This window comes from Brevundimonas sp. LPMIX5 (genome assembly GCF_003576505.1).
Taxonomy (GTDB): Bacteria; Pseudomonadota; Alphaproteobacteria; order Caulobacterales; family Caulobacteraceae; genus Brevundimonas; species Brevundimonas naejangsanensis.
This window is the reverse complement of sequence record NZ_QWTZ01000006.1, coordinates 56836-79562: the sequence shown is the minus strand read 5'-3', so window position 1 is coordinate 79562 and position 22727 is coordinate 56836. Positions and strand designations below refer to the sequence as shown.

Annotated in this window: 15 protein-coding genes and 1 tRNA gene; 5 read left to right on the top strand and 11 right to left on the bottom strand. The window is 67.8% G+C overall.

Annotation, left to right across the window (positions count from 1 at the left end; all coding sequences use genetic code 11):
• Window positions 1-4 precede the first annotated feature (4 nt).
• Both D1604_RS08125 and D1604_RS08120 read right to left on the bottom strand, forming a co-directional pair.
• The gene (locus tag D1604_RS08125) at window positions 5-1219 is read right to left on the bottom strand and encodes a CaiB/BaiF CoA transferase family protein (protein WP_119412886.1); all 1215 of its coding nucleotides are present in this window, start codon (window positions 1217-1219) and stop codon (window positions 5-7) included.
• Between the two features lie 85 nt (window positions 1220-1304).
• A tRNA-Lys gene (locus D1604_RS08120) sits at window positions 1305-1380 on the bottom strand.
• Window positions 1381-1575: 195 nt separating this feature from the next.
• On the opposite strand from D1604_RS08120, the gene D1604_RS08115 reads away from it, so the two are divergent.
• Entirely contained in the window at window positions 1576-2991 is a 1416-nt protein-coding gene (locus D1604_RS08115; protein ID WP_119412885.1) for an amino acid permease, read from the top strand.
• Window positions 2991-3344 (top strand): Hpt domain-containing protein, encoded by a 354-nt coding sequence (locus tag D1604_RS08110; protein WP_024353238.1) that lies wholly within the window; start codon window positions 2991-2993, stop codon window positions 3342-3344. The genes D1604_RS08115 and D1604_RS08110 overlap by 1 nt, the downstream gene beginning before the upstream one ends.
• 7 nt (window positions 3345-3351) lie before the next feature.
• Here the strand turns inward: D1604_RS08110 and D1604_RS08105 are convergent, their stop codons facing one another.
• The gene (locus D1604_RS08105; protein ID WP_024353237.1) at window positions 3352-3684 is read right to left on the bottom strand and encodes a chorismate mutase; all 333 of its coding nucleotides are present in this window, start codon (window positions 3682-3684) and stop codon (window positions 3352-3354) included.
• Between the two features lie 4 nt (window positions 3685-3688).
• Window positions 3689-4504 carry a ferredoxin--NADP reductase gene (locus D1604_RS08100; protein WP_119412884.1) on the bottom strand — a complete coding sequence of 272 codons (816 nt, stop codon included), beginning with the start codon at window positions 4502-4504 and terminating at the stop codon, window positions 3689-3691.
• A gap of 448 nt (window positions 4505-4952) precedes the next feature.
• Here D1604_RS08100 and D1604_RS08095 point away from each other — a divergent pair, with 448 nt between their 5' ends.
• Both D1604_RS08095 and D1604_RS08090 read left to right on the top strand, forming a co-directional pair.
• Window positions 4953-7226: a S9 family peptidase gene (locus tag D1604_RS08095; protein ID WP_119412883.1), complete on the top strand. Its 2274-nt coding sequence runs from the start codon at window positions 4953-4955 to the stop codon at window positions 7224-7226.
• A 221-nt stretch (window positions 7227-7447) separates the two neighbouring features.
• On the top strand, window positions 7448-8830 hold the full coding sequence (locus tag D1604_RS08090; RefSeq protein WP_119412882.1) for an amidase: 1383 nt from the start codon (window positions 7448-7450) through the stop codon (window positions 8828-8830).
• Here the strand turns inward: D1604_RS08090 and D1604_RS08085 are convergent.
• Window positions 8818-10272 carry an amidohydrolase gene (locus D1604_RS08085; protein WP_024353233.1) on the bottom strand — a complete coding sequence of 485 codons (1455 nt, stop codon included), beginning with the start codon at window positions 10270-10272 and terminating at the stop codon, window positions 8818-8820. The two genes, D1604_RS08090 and D1604_RS08085, sit on opposite strands and share 13 nt — an antisense overlap.
• A 76-nt stretch (window positions 10273-10348) precedes the next feature.
• Window positions 10349-13405 (bottom strand): TonB-dependent receptor plug domain-containing protein, encoded by a 3057-nt coding sequence (locus tag D1604_RS08080; RefSeq protein ID WP_024353232.1) that lies wholly within the window; start codon window positions 13403-13405, stop codon window positions 10349-10351.
• Between the two features lie 371 nt (window positions 13406-13776).
• Here D1604_RS08080 and ggt point away from each other — a divergent pair, with 371 nt between their 5' ends.
• Complete coding sequence (gene ggt, locus D1604_RS08075; RefSeq protein ID WP_119412881.1) at window positions 13777-15525, top strand: gamma-glutamyltransferase; 1749 nt, start codon at window positions 13777-13779, stop codon at window positions 15523-15525.
• 39 nt (window positions 15526-15564) lie between these two features.
• Here the strand turns inward: ggt and D1604_RS08070 are convergent, their stop codons facing one another.
• The 5 genes from D1604_RS08070 to D1604_RS08050 form a co-directional block, all read right to left on the bottom strand.
• The gene (locus D1604_RS08070) at window positions 15565-16689 is read right to left on the bottom strand and encodes a P1 family peptidase (protein ID WP_119412880.1); all 1125 of its coding nucleotides are present in this window, start codon (window positions 16687-16689) and stop codon (window positions 15565-15567) included.
• A complete protein-coding gene (locus D1604_RS08065) occupies window positions 16686-18302 on the bottom strand; it encodes an ABC transporter ATP-binding protein (protein WP_119412879.1) in 1617 nt (538 codons plus the stop codon). Before D1604_RS08065 ends, D1604_RS08070 begins: the two co-directional genes overlap by 4 nt.
• Before the next feature lie 2 nt (window positions 18303-18304).
• On the bottom strand, window positions 18305-19162 hold the full coding sequence (locus D1604_RS08060; protein WP_119412878.1) for an ABC transporter permease: 858 nt from the start codon (window positions 19160-19162) through the stop codon (window positions 18305-18307).
• Window positions 19159-21780, bottom strand: a complete 2622-nt coding sequence (locus D1604_RS08055) for an ABC transporter substrate-binding protein (protein ID WP_233551961.1) — start codon at window positions 21778-21780, stop codon at window positions 19159-19161. Before D1604_RS08055 ends, D1604_RS08060 begins: the two co-directional genes overlap by 4 nt.
• An 87-nt stretch (window positions 21781-21867) precedes the next feature.
• Window positions 21868-22713 (bottom strand): acid phosphatase, encoded by an 846-nt coding sequence (locus tag D1604_RS08050; RefSeq protein WP_233551960.1) that lies wholly within the window; start codon window positions 22711-22713, stop codon window positions 21868-21870.
• Between the last annotated feature and the right edge of the window lie 14 nt (window positions 22714-22727).

Here is a 22727-nt window from a genome sequence, read left to right as displayed (position 1 = left end):
CCGCTCATCCCTCCGTCTTCAACGCCCCCAGCACATCTTCCGTATCCTGCCCCAGCTTCGGCGGCGGGGCGTCGTATCGCACCGGCGTCTTCGACAGGCGGATGGGCGAGGCGACCGTGCGGACCGGATCGGCCAGATCGGGCCGCGACTGTTCGACCGTCAGGCCGCGATGGATCGCCTGAGGCTCGGCGAACACCTGATCGATGGTGTTGACGGGGCCGCAGGGCACGCCCGCCGCCTCCAGCGCCTGCATCAGCCCCTGCATGGTGAAGCCCGCCGTCTTCGCCGCGATCAGCGGACCCAGCGCCTCGCGCTCAGCGACCCGCAGGGCGTTGGTGGCGAAGCGGTCCTCGACTTCCAGCCCCAGGGCGCCGCACAGGGCGCGGAACTGGCCGTCGTTGCCCACGGCGATGATCACCATCCCGTCGGAACAGGCGAAGGGCTGATAGGGGGCCAGATTGGGATGGGCGTTGCCCATCCGCGTCGGCGCGGTTCCTGAGACGAACCAGTTGGTCGCCTGATTGGCCAGCATGGCGGCCTGAACGTCGAACAGGGCGATGTCCACGTGCTGCCCCTCTCCGGTCGCCCGCGCGTGCCACAGGGCCGCCAGTATGGCGTTGGAGGCGTAAAGGCCGGTGAACAGATCAACGACCGCCACCCCGACCTTCATCGGCTCGGCGCCCGGCGCGCCGTCGGGCTGGCCGGTGATCGACATCAGCCCGCCCATGGCCTGGATCATGTAGTCATAGCCCGCGCGGTGCGCGTCCGGCCCGTGCTGGCCGAAGCCGGTGATGGAGCAGTAGACCAGCCTCGGATTGATCGCCGCCAGCGAGGCGTAGTCGAGGCCGTATTTCTTCAGCCCGCCGGTCTTGAAGTTCTCGACCACCACGTCGCAGGTCGCGGCCAGACGGCGCACGGCCTCGGCGCCTTCCGGGCTGGCGATGTCCAGCTCGACCGACTTCTTGCCCCGGTTGGCGCACAGGAAATAGGCGGCGTCGCCGGGCGCGCCGTCGGCCGTGGTGGTGAAGGGCGGGCCCCAATGGCGGGTGTCGTCGCCGGCGCCCGGCCGTTCGATCTTGATGACCTCGGCCCCCAGATCAGCCAGCGTCTGCGTCGCCCAAGGCCCCGCCAGCACCCGCGACAGGTCCAGAACCCGCACGCCATGAAGCGGGCCGCAGGCAGAAGGGGCGGGGGCGGGAATCGAGACGGCGTCGGACATGCGCGACTTCTAACAGAAACCGGCGGCGGTCGGATGGCCTGCCGCCTGGGCGGCTGTCTTCTGTAATGAAGGAATAAAGAGACGATGGTGGGTGATCACAGGTTCGAACTGTGGACCCGCTGATTAAGAGTCAGCTGCTCTACCAACTGAGCTAATCACCCGTACCGTCGTCTGCGCCCTTGGTGTGGCGCCGGTCCTTCGCTGCGGTGTGAACAACCTCGGCGAAGGGCGCTCCTATTACTCGCAGCGATCATGCGGTGCAAGCGCCAAATGCGTCTTTTATCATGATTGCAACGCGCGCTAAGGTCGCGCCTTGAATCAGCCGCCGAAAGACGCGGCGAGGGGGAGTAAAGATTATGGCGTTCTGGAACCGTCGGCGCTCGATCGACGCGATGTTGGCTCCGAGCTCGGGGCCGGGGCTCAAAAAGACCCTGAGCTGGCCGCACCTTATGGCGCTGGGCGTCGGCGCCATCGTCGGCACCGGCATCCTGACCCTGATCGGGGTCGGAGCGGGGCTGGCGGGTCCGGCCGTGTTGATCAGCTTCGCCCTGGCCGGTCTGGTGTGCGCCTGCGCCGCCCTGGCCTATGCCGAGCTGTCGACGATCATGCCCGCCTCGGGCAGCGCCTATACCTACTCCTATGCCGCCCTGGGCGAGATCTTCGCCTGGGTCGTGGGGTGGAGCCTGATCCTTGAATACTCCCTCGTTGTGTCGGCCGTGGCTGTCGGCTGGTCGGGCTATGCGGCGCCCTTCCTGTCCGGGCTGGGAATCGACCTTCCGTTCGCCCTGACCGTCGGGCCGCACGTTGAAGGCGGGCTGATCAACCTGCCGGCGGTGTTCATCATCGGCATCGTCACCGGCCTGCTGTTGATGGGCACGCGCGAGAGCGCGACGCTGAACGCGGTGCTGGTGGTCATCAAGATCGCCGCCCTGGTGGCTTTCGTGGCGATCGCCCTGCCGAAGTTCGATGCGGCGAACTTCACCCCCTTCATGCCGCACGGCTTCGGGGCGCCCTTCGTTCAGACGGGTGTCATGGCGGCGGCCGCCATCATCTTCTTCGCCTTCTACGGCTTCGACGCCATCGCTACGGCGGCCGAAGAGACCAAGAAGCCCGAGCGCGACCTGGCCATCGGCATCGTCGGTTCGATGGTGGTCTGCACCATCCTCTACATCGCCGTCGCCGCGGCTGCGATCGGCGCCGCGCCGGTGTCCAGCTTCGCCGACAGCCCCGAACCGCTGGCCCATATCATGCGCGGTCTGGGTCAGGGCGTCGCCGCACAATGGATCGCCGCAGCCGCCGTCGTCGCCTTGCCGACCGTCCTGCTGGCCTTCCTGTTCGGCCAGAGCCGCATCTTCCTGGGCATGGCCCGCGACGGCCTGCTGCCCAATCGCCTGGCCAAGATCTCCAATCGCGGCGTGCCGACCGTGGTGACGATCTTCACCGCTATCGTCGTCGCCTTCCTGGCGGGCATCATGCGTCTGGACGAACTGGCGTCGCTGGCCAATGCCGGCACCCTGATGGCCTTCATGGCCGTGGGGATCAGCCTGATCGTGCTGCGCGTGCGTGAGCCGAACCGCGAGCGCAAGTTCAAGGCGCCGTTGTGGCAGCTGGTCGGCGGGGTGGCTATCGTTGGCTGCATCGTCTTCTTCTTCAGCCTGAAGAGTTCGACGCAGCTGTATTTCCTGCTGTGGAATCTGTTCGGTCTGGCCGTCTATCTGGTCTGGTCGTCGCGTAACTCGCGCCTGGCCAAGGGCGAAGAGGCCGAGGGTTAATGGCCAGGCGCGACCTGTCGGGGGCGGTGGATTTCACCGTCCTCGAAGCCATGACTGGCGGCATGGATGAGGTGACGGAAGAAGTGCTGGGCCTGTTCGCCGAACAGGCCCGCATGTGGTCGGCCCTTCTGGATGCGTCCAGCGAAGGCTGGCGCGACGCCGTTCACACCATCCGCGGCGCCGGGGCAGGCATTGGGGCCAAGGCCCTGGCCCAGGTCTGTGAAGAGGTGGAGTTCGGCGAGCAATCCGCCGCGCCTGCCGGTTTGGAGCGCGTGAAGACGGCGCTGGACGCGGCCCTGGCCGACGTCGCCGCCTATCGCCATGAACTGGCGCTCAGGAGTTTGAAGGGCTGAAGCGAGGCTAGGCCCGCGTCTGGTCCCAGGTTCCGAACTCGTGGGCGATGCAGCGGTCGATGAGCAGGCGCCAGACTGGCTCGGCGATGTCGGGCGACAGGCCGGCGGGTTCGGCCGCCTTCAGCACCTTGGCCACCACGTCGTCGATGCGGGCCTGATCGAAGACGGCGTCGCGGTTCGGCTTGATGCGGGCGGCGGCGTCCATATAGCGCTGACGCTCGGCCAGCAGGGTCACCAGAGCGCGGTCTAGCGCATCCACCCCCTGACGCACATCGACCATGGTGACGCAATCTTCAGGGGCCTTGCGCTCGTCAATGGCGACGGTGCGGGGAGAGGTCATCAGGTCAGCCGACAAAGGCGCGCTCCAGAACATAGTCGCCGGGTTCGGCGTTCGAGCCTTCTTTCAGGCCGTAGGATTCCAGCAGTTCGCCGGTCTCCTTGATCATGGCCATCGAGCCGCACAGCATGACGCGGTCGCTGTTGGGCGAAAAGCCGATGGGCAGTTGCAGGTCGGCGAACAGATCGCCCGACTTGATGCGGTCGGTGATGCGGCCCGGCGTCTCGAACCGTTCGCGCGTCACCGTCGGATAATAGGTCAGCTGGGCCTTGGCCTCGTCGCCGATCAGCGGGTCGTCGTGGATCTCGTGGCTGAAGAAGTCGCGATAGGCCAGGTCGGCGACATTGCGCACCGTGTGGCAGACGATGACCTGCTTGAAGCGCGAATAGGTTTCCGGATCGCGCGCAACCGACAGCCAGGGCGCCAGGCCCGTGCCGGTGCCGATCAGCCACAGACGCTCGCCGCCGGTCAGGGCGTCCAGCACCAGGGTGCCGGTCGGCTTCTTGCCCATCAGAACGCTGTCGCCCGCGACGATCTTCTGCAGGCGCGAGGTCAGGGGGCCGTCCTGGACCTTGATGGAGAAGAACTCCAGCTCCTCGGCCCAGAAGGGGCTGGCGATCGAATAGGCGCGCAGCACGGGTTTGCCGCCGTCTTCGCCCGGCAGGCCGATCATCACGAACTCGCCCGAGCGGAAGCGGAAATCCTCGGGCCGTTTCACGCCGAAGCTGAACAGCTGGTCGTTCCAGTGGCGGACCCACAGGACTTCCAACTCATGGAACGGACTGGCCTTGACGGGCGGCGCGGCGAGGGAGGCGTCAGACATGGCGACTACCTAGGCGGTCGCGGGCGATTGCGAAAGAGTGCTGCGGCGATCCTTCTGTCGCTTGAGGAAGAAGGCGCTCAGGCAGCCAGGAGCGACAGTGCGTAAAGATCCTTCTCCCCTTGAGGGAGAAGGTGGCCCGCCAGGGCCGGATGAGGGGTGTCGGCGCGAGGCCTGCCCGGAAGTCGCTCGCCTGCTTCCTCGCACCCCTCATCCGTCAGGCCCCGCCTGCCACCTTCTCCCTCAAGGGGAGAAGGAAAAAGAGAGTCCAATTCGTCTGAACCGTCTGAAATCCCCTGCGTCGGGCGGTCGCTTCTTCCCTGGCCGGAGCGCAGTCTAGAACAGGCGGCAGGGCAGGCTGGCCGATTGGGGCGAGCCTCCTTCCGTCATGAACAGGGGGCGGGCGAAAGAAGGGATGACGACGGAGGATTCCGGCTCTAGCTTCGCCGCCATGCGCACACTTCTTCTCGCCTCGACCATCCTGATGGCTGCGACGCCGGCCTTCGCTCAGCAACCTGCCACGCCGCCCGCCGCCACGGCGCCGGTGTCCTCGATCCTGACGGTCGAGCGGGTGTTCGCCAATCCGTCGCTGGCCGGGCCGGTGGCGCGGGGCGTCAGCCTGTCGCCTGACGGCGAACTGGTCGCCTTCCTGCGCTCGCGCGAGGATGATGTGGACGTGCTGGACCTGTGGGCCGCGCCGGTGGAGGGCGGCGAGCCGTTCAAGCTGATCGACGCCCGCGCCCTGGTCCCCGATGCGGGCGAACTGTCCGAGGCCGAGAAGGCGCGGCGCGAGCGGATGCGGATTTCCCAGCGCGGCGTGGTCGAATACTCGTGGGACGAACAGGGCCGCTACATTCTGGCGCCGCTGGAAGGCGACGTCTTCCTGGCCAACCGAGCCGACGGCTCCGTGCGGCGTCTGACGGAGACGGCGGCCGACGAGATCGACGCCAAGGTCTCGCCCAAGGGCGCTTTCGTCAGCTTCGTGCGCGATCAGAACCTGTTCCTGATCAACCTTGAGACGGGCGCCGAACAGGCGATCACTACCGACGGCAAGGACCTGATCACCTGGGCCGCGGCCGAGTTCATCGCCCAGGAAGAGTTGGACCGCGACACCGGTTACTGGTGGAGCCCGGACGAGCGCTACATCGCCCTGCAGCGCACGGACGAGAGCACCGTCGACGTCATTCCGCGTCTGGACATCACCGGCGGCGGCGCCTCGGTCGCTCAGCAGCGCTACCCCCGCGCCGGACGGCCCAACGCCGTGATTGAGCTTTATGTGCAGGACGTGCAGAGCGGCCAGCGGGTCAAGGTCGATCTGGGCGCCGATCACGACATCTACCTGGGTCGGGTGAACTGGGCGGCGGACGGCTCGGTCGCCTATGTCCAGCGCCTGTCGCGGGACCAGAAGCGGCTGGACCTGCTCAGCGTCGATCCGGCCACGGGCGCCAGCCGCGTGATCGCCAGCCAGACCTCGAACGCGTGGGTCAACGTCACCCATGACTTCAAGGCGCTGAAGGACGGGAACTTCATCTGGTCCAGCGAGGAGAGCGGGTGGCGTCACCTGTACCTCTACGCCAAGGACGGACGCCGCCTGCGCGCGATCACGCGCGGCGACTATCCGGTCAAGTCGCTGGCGGGCGTCAATCAGGAGACGGGCGAGGCCTTCTTCACCGCCTCCATGCGCGACGGCAGGGAATATCCGATCGAGCAGCAGCTGTTCCGCGCCAGCTATAAGCGGACGCTGAACCCCACTGAGGTCACGCCGCGCGGCGGCTGGTGGAGCGCCACGGTCAACGGCACCGGCACGGCCTATGTCGGCAACTACAGCGACGTGAACACCCCGGCGCAGTCGGCGCTGTATTCCATCAACGGCCAGCGCGTGCGCTGGATCGAGGAGAACAAACTCCAGCCCGGCCACCCCTTCTGGCCCTATGCCGAGCGCCAGCAGAAGCCGACCTTCGGCACGCTGCAGAGCCACGGCGAGACCCTGGTCTGGCAGATGACCACGCCGCCGGGCTTTGATCCGTCGAAGCAGTATCCGGTCGTTATGCAGGTCTATGGCGGCCCGTCGGCGGGCGGGGTGAAGAACGCCTGGCAGGGGGCGACGAACCAGTTGCTCACCGAAGCGGGCTATATCGTCTTCCGTCTGGACAACCGGGGCGAAGGCGACCGCTCGGCCGCCTTCAAACAGGCCCTGTATCTGAAGATGGGCCAGCCCGAGATCGAGGATCAGGTCATCGGCGCCGACCACCTGCGCTCGCTGCCCTACGTCGACGACAGCCGCATCGCCATGATGGGCTGGTCCTACGGCGGGTTCATGAGCCTGATGGCGCTGACGGAGCCTAAGATGGGGCTGGCGGCGGCGCTGGCGGGGGCGCCGCCGACGGAGTGGAGCCTGTACGACACGGCCTATACCGAGCGCTATATGTCGACGCCGCAGGGCAATGTGGAGGGCTACGCCGCGTCAGATGTGCTGGGCCGTCTGGACAACCTGACCGGGCGTCTGCTGCTGCTGCACGGCATGGCCGACGACAACGTCATCTTCGAGAACACCACGCGGGTGCTGAACGCGCTGCAGGAAAAGAGCATTCCGTTCGAGACCATGCTCTATCCGGGTCAGCGTCACGGCGTGCGCGGCAACGACAGGCAGCTTCACCTATGGCGCACCTACCTCGACTTCCTGGACCGCACGATCGGCACGCGGGCGCCCGTAAAGGCCGATTGATCGCGGCGGCGGCTGCCGGAGCTCTCTATTGCGGGTTTGTAACCCCGGCAGCCGCACAGGCGACGTCAAGCCAGTCGGGCTGCCGATTGCTCAGCCAGATGGCTCCTGCCGAGCAAGCTGAAATTCGTCGCGCCGCCGCCGCGCGCGGACGCTCCATTCCGGATGGAGCAGACGTCGAGGTCTGCCGAGAGAGGGCGACCTCTGCGGCGTCGTTCGTCGGAATGCTGCAGACAATGGATGAGCGCTATCGAAGCGTGCTCCGATGGTCATCGCCAGAAGTCATGAGGATGCGAGACGGAAACGACGCTCAAATGCAGGGCGTGCTGGTCCTGCTCAAGGACAACATCGAGACGCGCGACATGCCGACCACGGCCGGCTCGCTGGCCCTGGCCGATAATGCGCCCGGCCGCGACGCTCCCATCGTGGCGCGGTTGCGGGAGGCCGGCGCCGTCATCCTGGGCAAGGCCAATCTGTCGGAATGGGCCAACATCCGTTCGTCGCGGTCCATCAGCGGCTGGAGCGCCGTCGGCGGCCAGACGCGCAATCCCTATGATCCGGAGCGGACGCCGTGCGGCTCGTCCTCAGGCAGCGCCGTGGCGGTCGCCATCGGCCTGGCGCCGGTAGCCATCGGCACCGAGACAGACGGCTCCATCGTCTGCCCGGCCTCGGTCAACGGCGTGGTCGGCTTCAAGCCGACGGTGGGCCTGGTCAGCCGCACCCACGTCATCCCCATCAGCCATTCCCAGGACACGCCGGGCCCCTTCGCCACGACGGTGGAGGACGCGGCCATCGTCCTGACCGTCATGGCCGGGTCCGATCCCGAGGATCCGGCGACGGCCGAGGCGGATGCGCGAAAGGTCGACTATCGCGCGGCCCTGGACGCTGGCAGCCTGCGCGGCGCGCGGCTCGGGGTCATGGGCTTCCTCTTGCCCGCCTACTCGACCGAGGCGCGCGCGGAGTTCGACCGGGCCGTGGAGGCTCTGCAGGCCGCAGGCGCCGAGGTGGTCGAGATCGGCGAGGGGCCTAATATGCAGGCCATCGGCAGCTGGGAACTGACCGGCATGCTGACCGAGCTGAAGCACGGCCTGAACGCCTATCTGGCCTCGACCGACCCGGCCCAGGTCAGGACGCGCACCCTGGCCGAGGTGATCGCCTTCAACGCCGCCGAACCGCGCGAGACGGAACTGTTCGGACAGGAGTTCTTCGAGATGGCCGAAGCGACCGCGGGCCTGGACGACCCAACCTATCTCGAGGTGCGGGCCAAGGCCTTCCAGGCGGCGGGGCCGGATGGAATCGACCGCATGATGCGCGAGCACGGCGTGGTCGCTCTGATCGCCCCGACCACGTCGCGGGCCTGGACCAATGATCCCAACGACGATGATCGGTCGCAGGGCTCCGCCAGCCGGCTGGCGGCCGTGGCGGGCTATCCGCACCTGACGGTGCCGATGGGGTTTGATCGGGGGATGCCGATCGGCCTCAGCTTCATTGGCGGCAAGTGGGACGACGCCCGCATCCTGTCTCTGGGCCATGCCTATGAACAGGCGACGCGGGAGCGTCGGCCGCCGCCCGCGGGGACGGCGGCCGAGCCGGATCAGTCGCGGTAGTTCAGCGCCGGGGCGCGGTCGCCCAGCAGGGCGCGGTATTCGAAGTTCGGGCCGCGACGCTGTTCGAACTCGGCCTTGGCGGCGGCGATGGTGTCCGGGCTCTGGAACAGTTCGGCCGTGGTCAGGGCCAGGGTCTTGGCGGCCAGATGGGCGCCCTTCAGGCCGATGGTCGTGCCCGCCGCCACCACGTTCTGCCACGAGTGACCGGCCGAACCCGGCACGAAGGTCGCCGTCGACAGGCCGACCGTAGGCGTGACCCACGACACGTCCGACACGTCGGTGGAGCCGCCGAAGTCGCCGCCGATCACGGCGTCCTCGATCTGACCGACGCTGGCCAGGTCCGGCTTGGAGGTCAGGGTTTTCTGGATTTCGGTCGCCAGGGCGGTTTCCTCTGCCGTCCAGGTGATGCCGCCGACATGGCGCAGGTTGCGGTCCATGACCGTCATCAGGGCCTGATTGGGCAGCATGGAATAGACGCCGCCGATGGCCTCGAACTCGACGCGGGTGCCAGTGCCCAGGGCGGCGCCGTCAGCCGCCAGCTTCACCCGCTCCAGTACGTCGCGGACGATCTCGGGGTTGTTGTGGCGCACGTAGTAATAGGCCTCGGCATAGGCCGGGACGACGTTGGGCGCCTTGCCGCCGTCGGTGATGGCGTAGTGGATGCGGGTGCGGTCCGGCACGTGCTCGCGCATCATGTTGACCATGTAGTTCAGGGCCTCGACCCCATCGAGCGCCGAGCGGCCCTTGTCGGGCGCGGCGGCGGCGTGGGACGCCGTGCCGTAGAAGCGGAACTTGCCCGAGACGTTGGCCATCGTGTCGCCCTGACGGGCCGAGTTCACATTGCCGGGGTGCCAGTGCAGCGACACGTCGACGTCGTCGAACAGGCCGTCGCGGACCATATAGACCTTGCCAGAGCCGCCTTCTTCGGCCGGGGTGCCGTAGACGCGCAGTTCGCCCTTGATGTTGTTAGCGACCATCCAGTCCTTGACCGCGATGGCGGCGTGGATCGAGGCGGCGCCGAACAGGTTGTGGCCGCAGCCGTGGCCCGCATGGCCGCCTGCGGATTCCTGGATCGGGCTGAGGGTCTGCGACAGACCGGGCAGGGCGTCGTATTCGGCCAGGACGGCGATCACCGGACCTGCGCCGTTCTTGAAGCTGGCCAGGAAGGCGGTCGGCTCATTGGCGATGCCGGCGGTGATGGCGAAGCCCGCGTCGCGCAGCTGATCCTGCAGCAGGGCGGTGCTCTGGGTCTCCTGATAGCCCAGCTCGGCGAACTTCCAGATCTCCAGCGCGGCGTGGTCCAGGGCGGCCTGGTTGCGATCGACGGTGGAGGTGATCTGGGCTCTGGCCTGCGGCGACAGTTCAGCGGCGACGGCGGGAGCCAGAGGCAGGCTGGTCATCGCGGCGGCTAGGGCGAGGACGCGCATCGAAACGGGCTTCATGGGAACTCCGGGAACAGGAAAGAAGAAGGGGCGGAAGGCGTCGCCGCCAACCGCCCCGAAATCAGTCAGAGACTGATCAGAAGGACTTGCGGAAGCTGGCGTACCAGTAGCGCCCGTAGGGCTGGTACACCGTGCCGACATAACCGCCGCTGGCCAGCGGGGGCTGTTCGTCGGTGATGTTGCGCACGCCGACGCGAACGGCCGAGTCGGCCAGCGCCTCGCTGAAGCGCGAACCGTCGAAGGCGTATTCCGCATAGAGGTTGGCGGTGATGGTGGAGTCCACCGTCCAGTAATCGCCCGCCGAGTTGGTCAGGCCGTCGTCATACAGCGACGAGATGTACTGGGTGAAGGCGCCGACCGTCCAGTCGTCCTTGCGCCACGTCGCCGACAGCGACCACTTCCATTCCGGGCGACCGAAGTCGGCGATCATGTCGCCGAACGAACCCGACAGGAAGATGGCCTCGTCCAGCTGACCCGAAGCCTGGGCGTCGGCCAGCATCTTGGTGTCCGGCGCCATGTCCAGATAGTATTTGATCAGATGCGAGACGTTCAGGTTGACGTTGAAGTCGCCGTACTGGGTGCCGCGCAGACGCCACATCACGCCCAGGTCCAGGCCTTCGACCGTCTGAGGCTGCTGGTTGGTATAGGCGTCCTTGATGTAGAGAACTTCGCCCGCCGCCTCGAGGCCCGAGCCTGCGAAGAGGGCGATGTCGGCGGCGGTCGGATCGGCGCGGACGACGTTCTCGTTGAACGAGCCCTGCTTGCGCAGCAGGTAGTCCAGCGTCAGAGCGTTCTGACCGCGGAACAGGCCCACCATGCCTTCCTGCTTCACCTGCCACCAGTCAGCGGTGAAGGTGAAGTCGCCGAACTCAGCCGGGATGAAGCGCGGCTGGATGACGAAGCCAAGCGAGACGGTTTCGGACTCTTCCGGGGCCAGGTCCGGGTTGCCCGAGCGGCGCTCCTGCGTCGATTTGCGGGCGTGGGTCTGGCTGAAGTTCGCCTTGAACTCGTCCGCGACCCTGGAGCTCATCGAGGCGCCGCAGCCGCGCAGGGTGTTGTCGATCGCGCCCGTGGCGGTCTTGAGGCCGCCCTGAACGCGCAGGGCCTCGCAATAGATCCAGTCGTTGCTGTTGTTCGAGCGGGTGATGACGGTGGCGTTCATCTGCTCCAGGTTCGGAGCGCGGAAGCCTTGCGCCCACGAGCCGCGGATACGGAAGCCGTCGACGATGTCCCAGGCCGCAGCGAACTTGGGCTTGGCGACCGAACCGAAGTCCGAATACTCCTCGAAGCGACCGGCGAGCTGGACTTCCAGGTTGTGGACCAGCGGCACGCCCATTTCCGGCGAAATCAGCGGGGCGGCGAGCTCGACATAGGCCGAGAAGACGTCGCGTTCGCCGTAGGTGTCCGGGTTCTCCGACTGGTTGATCAGGTCCGAAGACTGGACGCCCAGCAGGTTGGTGAAGCGGATCGTGCCGTCGACGCGGCTGTCGCGGTCGTCCAGCTGGGTCTCGGTGCGCAGCTCGATGCCGGCGGCGACGCCGACGGGACCAGCGGGCAGCTGATAGACGTCCGGACGCGAGATGCGGAAGTCCCACATGCCCAGTTCGGTCTTGGTCTTGCGGACCATGTCCACGCGGATGCCGTCCAGGGCCGCCTGGTTCGACAGGGTGTCGTCACCGACCGTGGGGTTGGTCAGCGAGCCGCCGTTGAAGAAGTTGTAGGCGTCCGGGGTCGACTTGGCGGCCCACTCCTGCAGCTTGGTGGCGGAAATGTTGTCCGACACGTCCTTGGCCGAAGCTTCCGACCAGGTCAGGGCGGTTTCCCAGTTCCAGCCGTTCCAGTCGCCGCGCAGGCCGCCCAGGATGCGGTACTGCTTGTTGACCACATTGACGCTGATCGGGCCCATGTCCATGAACCGATAGCCGGTCAGGGTCAGGTTCTGATTGCCGTCCAGCGGGTTGTAGTAGTTCGTGCCGGGGATGATGAAGGGCACAGCCGAGGCCGTTGCGATCGGCTCCTGCCAGGCTTGGGATTCGGCATAGTAGCCGCCCAACTCGCCGAAGGCCTCGACGGCGTCGTTGATCTGGTATTTGCCGGTGACGAACAGGTTGAAACGGTCAACCTCGGGCATGACCGTCAGGCCCAGCTTGGCCATGTCGGCGTTAAGGTCCGACGGCAGGTTGGCGCCGCTCATGACGCACAGGCCGTCGCCGATGGCGGTGACGCAGTCGTTGTGCGTTCCCGGCAGGACGGTGAAGGCGCTGTAGGCCCTGCCGTTGATCGTCGCGCCGGAGCCGTTGACGGTGAAGCGGCCCCAGGGCGTCAGCGGCGAGGTGCCGATCAGGCTGCTGTTGTTCTCAAAGCCCGTGCCGGCGAACAGCGACGTCAGGTCGTTGGAGGCGGTGTAGTCCTGATCGAGCGTGTTCAGCTCGTCGCGGTGGTCGTAGTTGAAGAAGGCCGAGATGTTGCCGCGACCGTCCTGAATGTCCTTGCCGCCATAGATCGACAGGTTCAGCTCGCGCATGCCGGTGCCTTCGGCGCCGCCGTACTGGGTCGAGATGGTCAGGCCGTCCATGTCGTCGCGCAGGACGGTGTTGACCACGCCCGCCACGGCGTCGGCGCCGTAAATGGCGGCGGCGCCGTCGCGCAGGACTTCCATGCGCTTCAGGCCCGACACCGGAATGGCGTTGGTGTTGTAGGTCAGGACCGGCACCAGATGCTCATTGGCCTGCGACGTCGGGTGGCCGACGACGCGACGGCCGTTCAGCAGCACCAGGGTGTTGCCGATGCCCAGGCTGCGCAGGTTCACCGAGCCGGTGTCGCCGCGCGCCGCGTTCGAGGTGTAGGGCAGGTAGGACGAGTTGAAGGTCACATCGCCCATTTGCGGGATGGAGCGGAACAGGTCGTCGCCCGATGCCGGAGCGGCGGCGACGATGTCGTCTTCGCTGACGACGGTCACCGGCAGGGCGGCCGTCACCTTGGAGCCGCGGATCTGCGAGCCGACGACGACGATCTCGTCGACCTGAGTGACCTCGTCCTGCGCCTCCTGGGCGAAGGCGGCGGTTGCGCCGAACAAGGCCGTGGTGGCCAGTAGGGCCGTTCGCATGGTGCGGCGCGCCAAGACAGTGCTCATGAAGTAGTCATCCCCGTTGTGGTCATCGTTCTGCGCTCCTGTCTGAAGCAGGCGTCGCATCGCTGACTGATCTGTATGTCGAATGAGGCCGACTCCCGCGCGCGCCGCCCCGACGAATCGAAAAACCTGGCGCGGCGCGGAGAGTTCGCCTCAGTCCGGACTTGAAGCGGCCACACTGCGGCGCGTCAACCTTAGCTGAAAAAATATTGCTGATATCCCAAATAATGAGCGCGATAATCACTCAAGCTCGTCCTTGAACTACTGTTTTGAGCAATGCTATCGCTATGGTTCTTGATAATATTGTCCTGCGGGAAAGCGTGGCGGGCGCTTCAGCCTTTCGCGACGCACGGGCTTGAGGCGGGGATTTCTGTATGCGTTTGGGTTTGATGAAGTCGGCGACGGCTGTTTCGGCGGCGGCCCTGATGTTGCTGGCTGCGCCGGGGATGGCCCAGGAGGCGGCGGTCCAGGTTCGGCCGACCACCGGCAGCGGCGGCGACATCGTCAACTACGGCCAGATTCACAGCCCTGTCGTGGGACGCGGCGGCATGGTGGTCAGCCAGAGCGACCCGGCGACCCGCGTTGGCGTCGATATCCTGCGCCAAGGCGGCAACGCCGTGGACTCGGCCATCGCCGTGGCCTTCGCCGAGGCGGTGACCCTGCCGCGCGCAGGCAACATCGGCGGCTCAGGCTATATGGTCGTGCATATGGCGGCCACGCAGGATCGTCCGGCCCAGGACATCGCCATCAACTATTACGGCACGGCCCCGGCGGCGACGACGCCTGACCTGCTGCTGGGACCGGACGGCCGGTTCGACCGCTCCAAGCCGTCGGGCTTCCGCAATGTGGCGGTGCCGGGCACCGTTATGGGCCTGTGGGAAGCGCACCAGCGTTTCGGCTCCATGCCGTGGGCGGATCTGGTGGCTCCTGCCATCGCCCTGGCGGAGGAAGGCTATGTCCTGTCCGACGGCGAGGCCGACGCCACGGGCGGCCGCGCCCGCGTTCTGGCGACCGATCCGGGCGCGCGCGAGGCCTATCTGAAGGCTGACGGTTCAGTCTATCGGGCGGGGGAGGTCTTCCGTCAGCCCCTGCTGGCCGAGAGCCTGCGCAAACTGGCGCGCGGCGGCGCGGACGAGTTCTACAAGGGCGAACTGGCGCGTCAGATCGTGGCCGGGATTCAGGCGCATGGCGGCGTCATCACGATGGAAGACATGGCGGCCTATCGCGCCGACGTGTCAGAGCCGATCTGGGGCAGTTATCGCGGCCACCGCATCTCCTTCATGCCGCCGACGGCCTCGGGCGTCAGCGTCGCCGAGGCGCTGAACCTGCTGGAGCATTTCGACCTGCGCGCGATGGGATGGGGCAGCGTCGACAGCCTGCACCTGATCTCCGAGGCGATGAAGATCACCTCGTCCGACCGCAACCTGATCGGCGGGGCGCCGCAGTGGACGACCCCGGCCAAGGGCCTGGCGAGCAAGGAATTCGCCGCCGAGCGCGTCAAACTGATCTCGCTGGACAAGACGCTGAAGGCCGAGGATGTGCCGGAAGGCAATCCCTATCCGTTCGAGAGCAAGGACACGACGCACTATTCGGTGGCCGACGCCTACGGCAATGCGGTGTCGAACACCTATACGCTGTCGAACTCCTACGGCGCCCACGTCGCGCCGGTTGGGACGGGCATCCTGCTGAACAACCACCTGGACAACTTCTACTGGGGCACGCAGGGGCAGCCGAACTCGCCCGCGCCGGGCAAGCGTCTGGGCTCGACCATCACGCCGATGATCGTGTTCAAGGACGACAAGCCGTGGCTGGTCACCGGCACGCCGGGCGGCGGCTATATCATCGCTACGATGGTGCAACTGGTCTCCAACGTCATCGACCACCAGTTGAACGTGGCCGAGGCCGCCATGCGTCCGCGCCTGAATCAGGGCGGCGGCGACAGCCCGCTGGAGCTGGAAGGCGGCTTCTCGCCCGACGTGGAGCGGCTGTTGCGCGAGCGCGGCCACACGGTGCGTCCGTCCATGACGATGGGCAGCACCCAATCCATTCTGGTTGATGGCGACCGCTTCCTTGGCGCCGCCGACACCCGCCGTCCGGACGCCCTGGCGCTGGGCGTCCGCTAAACCGGCGGCTGATCAAGACCCTCTCCCGGCGGGAGGGGGTCAGGCCATCTCGCGCCAGGTCCTGCCGGTGACGCCGTCATAGTTGGTGGCGTGATAGACGCCGCGCGCCACGGCGCGGGCCAGCACATCGGCGGCGACGTTGCCCAGTTGCGCCACCGCGACCTGGCGGGCGGCGGGGTCCTCGATGATCTTCTTGCCGGTCGACAGGCTGAACAGGGTGTCGCCGTCGAAGGGCGCATGGGCCGGGCGGATGGCGCGAGCCATGCCGTCCTGCGCCATGATGGCCACGCGCTGAAGCTCAACGCGGGTCAGGGCCACGTCGGTGGCGATGCAGGCGATGGTGGTGTTCTCGCGCGGTTGAGGGCGGAACTTGGACAGGCCCCAGTCCTCGGCCGAGGCGTGCAGGCCGGACGAGCCGAGGCCGCCGAATTCGTCGCCGATTTCATAGGGGGCGGCCCAGAAGCTCTTGCCGCCCGGCGCCACGACCGAGCCGACGCTGTTGACCGCCACGATGGCGCCGACCGTCCAGCCCGAGGCCATGACGGCCGATGCCGAGCCGATGCCGCCCTTCAGCGCGCCGGCCTCGGCGCCATAGCCCGCGCCCGCTGTACCCAGATCGAAGCGGTCGCTGGCGGCCTCCAGCGCCTGAACCGACAGGCGGCGATAGGGCGGCTCCATCTCCCACTGCTTGTTCCCGCCGTTGGCCAGATCATAGAGGCAGGCGGTCGGGATGATGGGCGAGGGGGGCACGCCCGGCGCCCCGCCCATGCCGTAGCCGCGCCCGCGCATCCCCATCCATGCGGCGACGCTATCGGCCGAGCCGAGGCCATAGACCGACCCGCCCGACAGGATGATGGCGTCCACCTCCTGCACCAGATTTTCAGGGCGCAGCACGTCGGTCTCGCGCCCGGCGGGGCCGCCGCCGCGCAGGTCCACGGCGGCCGTGGCGGGCTTTTCGGCCATAATGACGGTGACGCCGGTGCGGACGCTTGCGTCATGCGCCTGACCGACCTTGAGGCCCTCGACGTCGGTGATGAGGTTGAGCGGTCCGGTGCGGCCCGAGGCGCGGGCGGCGGACTGCGCGGCGGGTTTGGCGCTGGCGGCTCCTGCTGCGGAGGCTGCGGCGCCGATCAGGGCCGAGCCGAGGACGGTTCTGCGGTTCATCCGACGGTTTCCTTTTCCAGAGCGTGATTGCGGACCAGATCCGGCGTCGCCGCCAGAAGTTTCTGCGTATAGGGATGCGATGGCGCGGCGAAGACGGCGGCCGTCTCGCCCTGTTCGACGATCTTTCCGGCCTGCATGACCAGCAGGCGATCCGTCACCGTGCGCACGACGCTGAGGTCGTGGGTGACGAAGAGGTAGGACAGGCCCAGCCGGTCCGACAGGTCGGCCAGCAGGTCCAGCACCTGCGCCCGCACCGAGACGTCTAGCGCCGAGACCGCCTCGTCCAGACAGATGACCGACGGCTCGGTGATCAGGGCGCGGGCGATGGCGATGCGCTGGCGCTGGCCGCCCGAGAACTCGTGCGGATAACGGTCGGCGGCGGCGCTATTCAGGCCCACGCGCTCCAGCATTTCATCGACGCGACGACGGGCCTCGGCGGGGCTGGGGCGGGCGTCCAGCAGGTGGAAGTTTTCGGACACCAGATCGCTGACCTTCCAGCGCGGATCAAAGCTGCCGTAGGGGTCCTGGAACACCACCTGAATGTCGCGGCGGATGGCCTTCAGGGCGGCGCCGCGCGCGGCGGTGATGTCGCGGCCCTTGACCCGGACGCGGCCCGCCTGCGGGGGCTCCAGCGCGAGGATGGCGCGCAGCAGGGTGGACTTGCCGCAGCCGCTTTCGCCGACGAGGCCGACGCTCTCGCCCGGCTGGATCGACAGGCTGACCTGATCGACGGCGCGGAAAGCCTTGGCCTTGCCGAACAGGGCGGGCGCGCCGCCGTATTCGCGCACCACTCCCTCGACCTGAAGCACGGGGGCGGCGTCGGCCTGCGGGACGCTGTGACGGGTCGGGGCGTGGGTGGCGTTGGCCAGCAGGCGCTGGGAATAGGGATGCGCCATGCCGGTGCGGATGCGGTCGACGGGCGCCTCCTCGACCAGTTCGCCGTCCTTCATGACCGCCAGCCGGTCGGCGGTTTCGGCCACGACGGCGAGGTCGTGGGTGATGAGGATCAGACCCATGCCGTCCTCGCGCACCAGCCGCTTCAGCAGGTCCAGCACCTGAGCCTGCGTCGTCACGTCCAGCGCCGTCGTCGCCTCGTCCGCGATCAGCAGTTTGGGCGTCAGGGCGATGGCGATGGCGATGGCGACGCGCTGTCTCTGGCCGCCCGACAGCTCGTGCGGATAACGGGTCAGAGGGAAGCGTTCGGCGGGCAGGCCGACCCGGTCCAGCACGGCGCGGGCGACGGCGAGGGCCTCCTTGCGCGAGGTCTTCTTGTGCAGGCGCACCGTCTCGGCGACCTGATCGCCGATGGTCATGACGGGGTTCAGGGCCGTCATCGGCTCCTGAAAGATAATGCCCACGTCGCGGCCGCGCACCTGCTGCATCACGGCGTCGGGGGCGTTCGAGACGACCTGACCGTTCAGGCGGATCTCGCCGGTCAGGGTCGCACGCGGCGGCGTCAGGCCCAGCACGGCCAGCGCCGTCATTGACTTGCCCGAGCCGCTCTCGCCGACCAGGCCGAGGATTTCGCCGGGGGCGACGGACAGGCTGACGTTCTTCAGGATCGGGGTCTGGCCGATCGACAGGCTGAGGTCGCGGATGTCGAGGACGGTCATGGTCAACGCTCCCGCCGCACGCGCGGGTCGAACAGATCGCGCAGGCCGTCGCCAGTCAGGCTGAGGCCCAGCACGGTCACGAAGATGGCCAGCCCCGGCATGACGGCCAGCCACGGCGCGAAGCCGATCATGGTCTGGGCCTCGGCCAGCATCCGGCCCCAGCTGGGCGCGGGCGGCTGGGCCCCCAGGCCGACGTAGGACAGGCCCGCCTCGGCGACGATGCCGACGGCGAACTGGATCGCGGCCTGCACGACCAGCAGGCTCATCAGATTGGGCAGGATGTGCTGGAGCGAGATCAGGGCCTTGGACTTGCCCGCCGTGCGGGCGGCCAGGACGTATTCGCGGGTCCACAGGCCCTGCGCCGCGCCGCGCGCCACGCGGGTGAAGACGGGGATGTTGAAGACGCCGATGGCGATGACGGCGTTGATCGCGCCCGGCCCCATGACGGCGGTGATCATCACGGCCAGCAGCAGGGCGGGGAAGGCGAAGATCAGGTCGTTGCCGCGCATGACCAATTCGTCGACCCAGCCGCCGCGCGCCGCTGCGGTCAGGCCTAGGGGCGTGCCGATTGCGACGCCGATGCCGACGGCGACGAAGGCCACGACGAGGGAGTTCTGCGCCCCCGCCATGATCATCGACAGCACATCGCGGCCGAAGTGGTCCGTGCCCATCCAGTGGGCGGCGGAGGGGGCGATCAGCTTGGCGGCGATGTCCACCGCCTCCACGTCATAGGGCGTCCAGACCAACGCCAGCAGGGCGGTCGCCAGCACGACGGCGGTCAGGCCTGCGCCGACGATCAACGACAGAGGCCAGCGCACGCGGGGTTTGGCGGGGGCGGTGATGGCGGGGGCGTCGGTCATGCGCGGCGTCCCCTCAGGCGCGGATCAGCGAACAGATAGGCGAGGTCGATCAGGAAGCTGACCAGAACCACGGCGAAGACCAGAACCACCACCACGCTCTGCACCACGATCAGGTCGCGCTGGGTGATGGCCTGGAAGACCAGTCGGCCCAAGCCGGGCAGGGAGAAGACGTTCTCGATGATGATGCCGCCCGCCAGCAGGAAGGGGAATTGCAGGCCAAGGATGGTCAGGACCGGGATCCAGGCGTTGCGCAGCGCGTGTCGCCACAGAGCCTGATTGACCGACAGCCCCTTGGCGCGGGCGGTGCGGACATAGTCCTCGTTCATGGTGTCGAGCAGGGCGGTTCTCAGCACGCGCGCCAGAATGGCGGCCTGCGGCGCGGCCAGCGCTACGGCGGGCAGGATCAGGGCCTTGAAGGCGGGCCAGAAGCCGCTGTTCCAACCGGGGAAACCGCCCGCCGAGAACCAGCCCAGGTTCACCGAGAACAGCAGGATCAGCAGCATGGCGATCCAGAAGTTGGGCAGGGCGACGCCGACCTGCGTGACGCCGATCAGGCCGGTGTCGACGGCGGTTCCCCGGCGGCTGGCGGCGGTGACGCCGATGGGCAGGGCGACCAGCAGCGACAGGACGGTGGCCATCAGGGCCAGCGGCGCGGACACGGCCAGACGTTCCGCGATCAGGCCGCCGACCGGCACCTGATAGGTGTAGCTGGTCCCGAACTTTCCGGTCAGCAGGTCGCCGAGCCAGGCGAAATAGCGCTCAAGGCCTGAGCCTTCGAGGCCCATCTGCTGGCGCAGGGCGGCGATGGATTCCGGGCTGGCGTTCAGCCCCATCATATAGCTGGCCGGATCGCCGGGCACGACCTGCAGCAGCAGGAAGATGACCACGGTCGCCGCCAACAGAGTCAGCGCGTGGCCGCCCAGCTTCTTCAGCAGCCAGGCGGCGCCGAAGCGCCAGGCGACGAAGGCGAGGAGCGCGGCGCCCGCGAGCAGGCTGATCCAGCCCCAGGGGAGGGCGCCGCCGGTGCGCTCGGCGGTCGCGGCGCCCGCTGCGCCCGCGCCGGTCCAGTAGGCGCCGGTGACGTCGTTGGCGGCGATGGGGCCGTTGATCCATAGGCCGTTGACGTCCGCCTTCCACACGCCGATGCGCGAGGACTGGAACAGGAAGCCGTTGACCGCGTCATCGGCGATGCGGCGTTGCAGATCGCCCAGCAGGCGGTTGCGCGTCGGCTCGTCGGGGGCGGCGTTGACCTGAGCCAGCAGGGCGTCGAAGGCGGGGCTGTCGTAGCCGAAATAGTAGTCCTTGCGGCCATAGATGTCGTAATCCATCGGCTCGACGTGCTCGACGATGGTCAGGTCGAACTGGCGGCGCTTGAACACCTGGTCCAGCCACTGGGCCCATTCCAGATTTTCGATCTTCGCGCGGATGCCCGCCTCGGCCAGTTGCGAGATCAGCACCTCGCCGCTGCGCCGCGCATAGGGGCGGGGCGGCAGGCGCAGCGTCACGTCGATGCCGTTGGGATAGCCCGCCTCAGCCAGCAGGGCGCGGGCCTTGGCCGGATCGTGGGGGGACAGCTCGGTCAGGTCGACATAGCCCGGCGCCTGACGCGAATAGTGGCTGCCGATCGGCTGGCCGAAGCCGAACATGGCGCCCTGTATCAGGGCGTCCCGGTCGATGGCGTAGGACAGGGCGCGGCGCACCCGCACGTCATTGAACGGCGCCTTGGTGTTGTTGATCCCCAGAATGACCTTGCCTTCGGAGGCGCCGACGACGACGCGGAAGCGCGGGTCGCGCTGGAACTGGGCCACGTTTTCGGGCGCGGGATAGTTGGGGAAGGCGTCCACGTCGCCGGCGCTTACGGCGGCGAAGGCGGCGGTCGGGTCGCTGATGAAGCGGAAGACGACAGTGTTCAGGCGAGGCGCAGGCCCCCAGTAGCCGTCGCGGCGGATCAGGGTCAGCTGACTGCCGCGCTGCCAGCTCTGCAGCTTGAACGGGCCGGTGCCGATGGGGGTGACGGCGTTGGTCGCGGCGCTCTTGGGCGAGACCATGACTGCATCGCCCCAGGCCAGAACGTAGGGCAGGGTCGCCATCGGCCGCGACAGGTGGATGCGTAGGGTCGCCGGGTCGACGACCTCGACATTGCGGATCGGCGCGAACAGGGCCTTCTGGGCGTTGGTCGAGTCTTTGGCGGTGATGCGGTCGAGAGAGAATTTGGCGACGGCGGCGTCGAACGGCGAGCCGTCGGAGAAGGTCACGCCGCGCCGCAGATGGAAGGTCCAGGTGAGGCCGTCGGGGGCGGCCTCCCACGACTCGGCCAACGATGGGGCGACGGCGCCGTTCTGGGTCAGCTTGGTCAGGCCCTCGAAGAGGTTGGCGTAGACGACTTCATCCACCGCCGCCGCCGCGCCCGAGGTCGGATCGAGGTTCGGCGGCTCCAGCGGGAGGCCGAGGATCAGGCGGTCACGTGCGGGCTGGGCTTGAACCTGCGGCGCCGTCAGGCCCCAGACGAGGCACAGGGCCAGCGACAGCACGAGCGTGATCAGGCCGGGCCGAAGCCCGCCGTTCCGGCCGCGCCGTCGGGATGCTGTCGCGACGCGTGTCGCCCCTGTCTTCGTCACCTTCCCTCGATCTCCCCCCTTGCGACGTGGCCGATCTGCGTCAGCCTACGTCATGGATTTGCACTCACGCCATCGATTAAGCGCGCCTCACCAGGGCTGGCGAGACAGCGAGGCGGGGCAGGCGGCGGTGCTTTCGGTCGCGGCGGCGCGGGCGGCGTCGAACTCCTCCTTCGCGCGGGCGAAGTCGGTCTGGAACCCCGGATCGGCCTTCAGACGGGTGACGATGGTCGCGCCGACGATGCGGCCCGCCTCGACGTCGCTGACATAGTGGACGCCGCACACTGCGCGGCTTTCGCCATAGGCCAGTCCGCGCCGCAGGATGGCGTCGGCGCGGTCGGGCGCCAGTTCGGCCAGCACCAGCGACCAGGCCCAGCCCAGCGCCGAGTGGCCCGACGGATAGGAGCCGCTGGCCGCCAGCCATGTCTCGGGCGCGATACAGGTCGGCAGAGGCTCGACCACGAAGGGGCGTTTGCGGAAATAGCCCTTCTTGGCCGGGGTCTGGATCATCTCCAGATCGCCCAGCATCTTGCCCATCAGCAGGGTCAGGGTCGGCATCTGTTCCGGCTCGAACTTGAAGCCAAGGGCGCAGTCGAAGGCGCGCGGGGCGCCGGGCGTCTCGATCTCATTGTCGGCGCGGGCGATGGCCCAGCGCTCGGAGCCTTCCAGCGACCGCATGGCGCGATAGGCGGCGATGTCGGCCTGTTCGCGCAGGGAGCCTTCCTCGGGCGGCGGCGGCAGGAAGTTGGCGGCGTTGGGCGTGTTCTCAGCCGTCAGATAGCCGTGCGGGTGGTCGCGAAAGCCTTCCCATAAGGTCACGGGCGCGGCCGGGGCGACGGCCGCCGCCGTCTGCGTCGAAACCGCGCCGGCGCAACCGCCCAGGGCGAGAGCGAGGCTCATCGCGATGAGAGAGGACGCAAGGCGCGGGGTGATCATGGAAGAACTCCGAG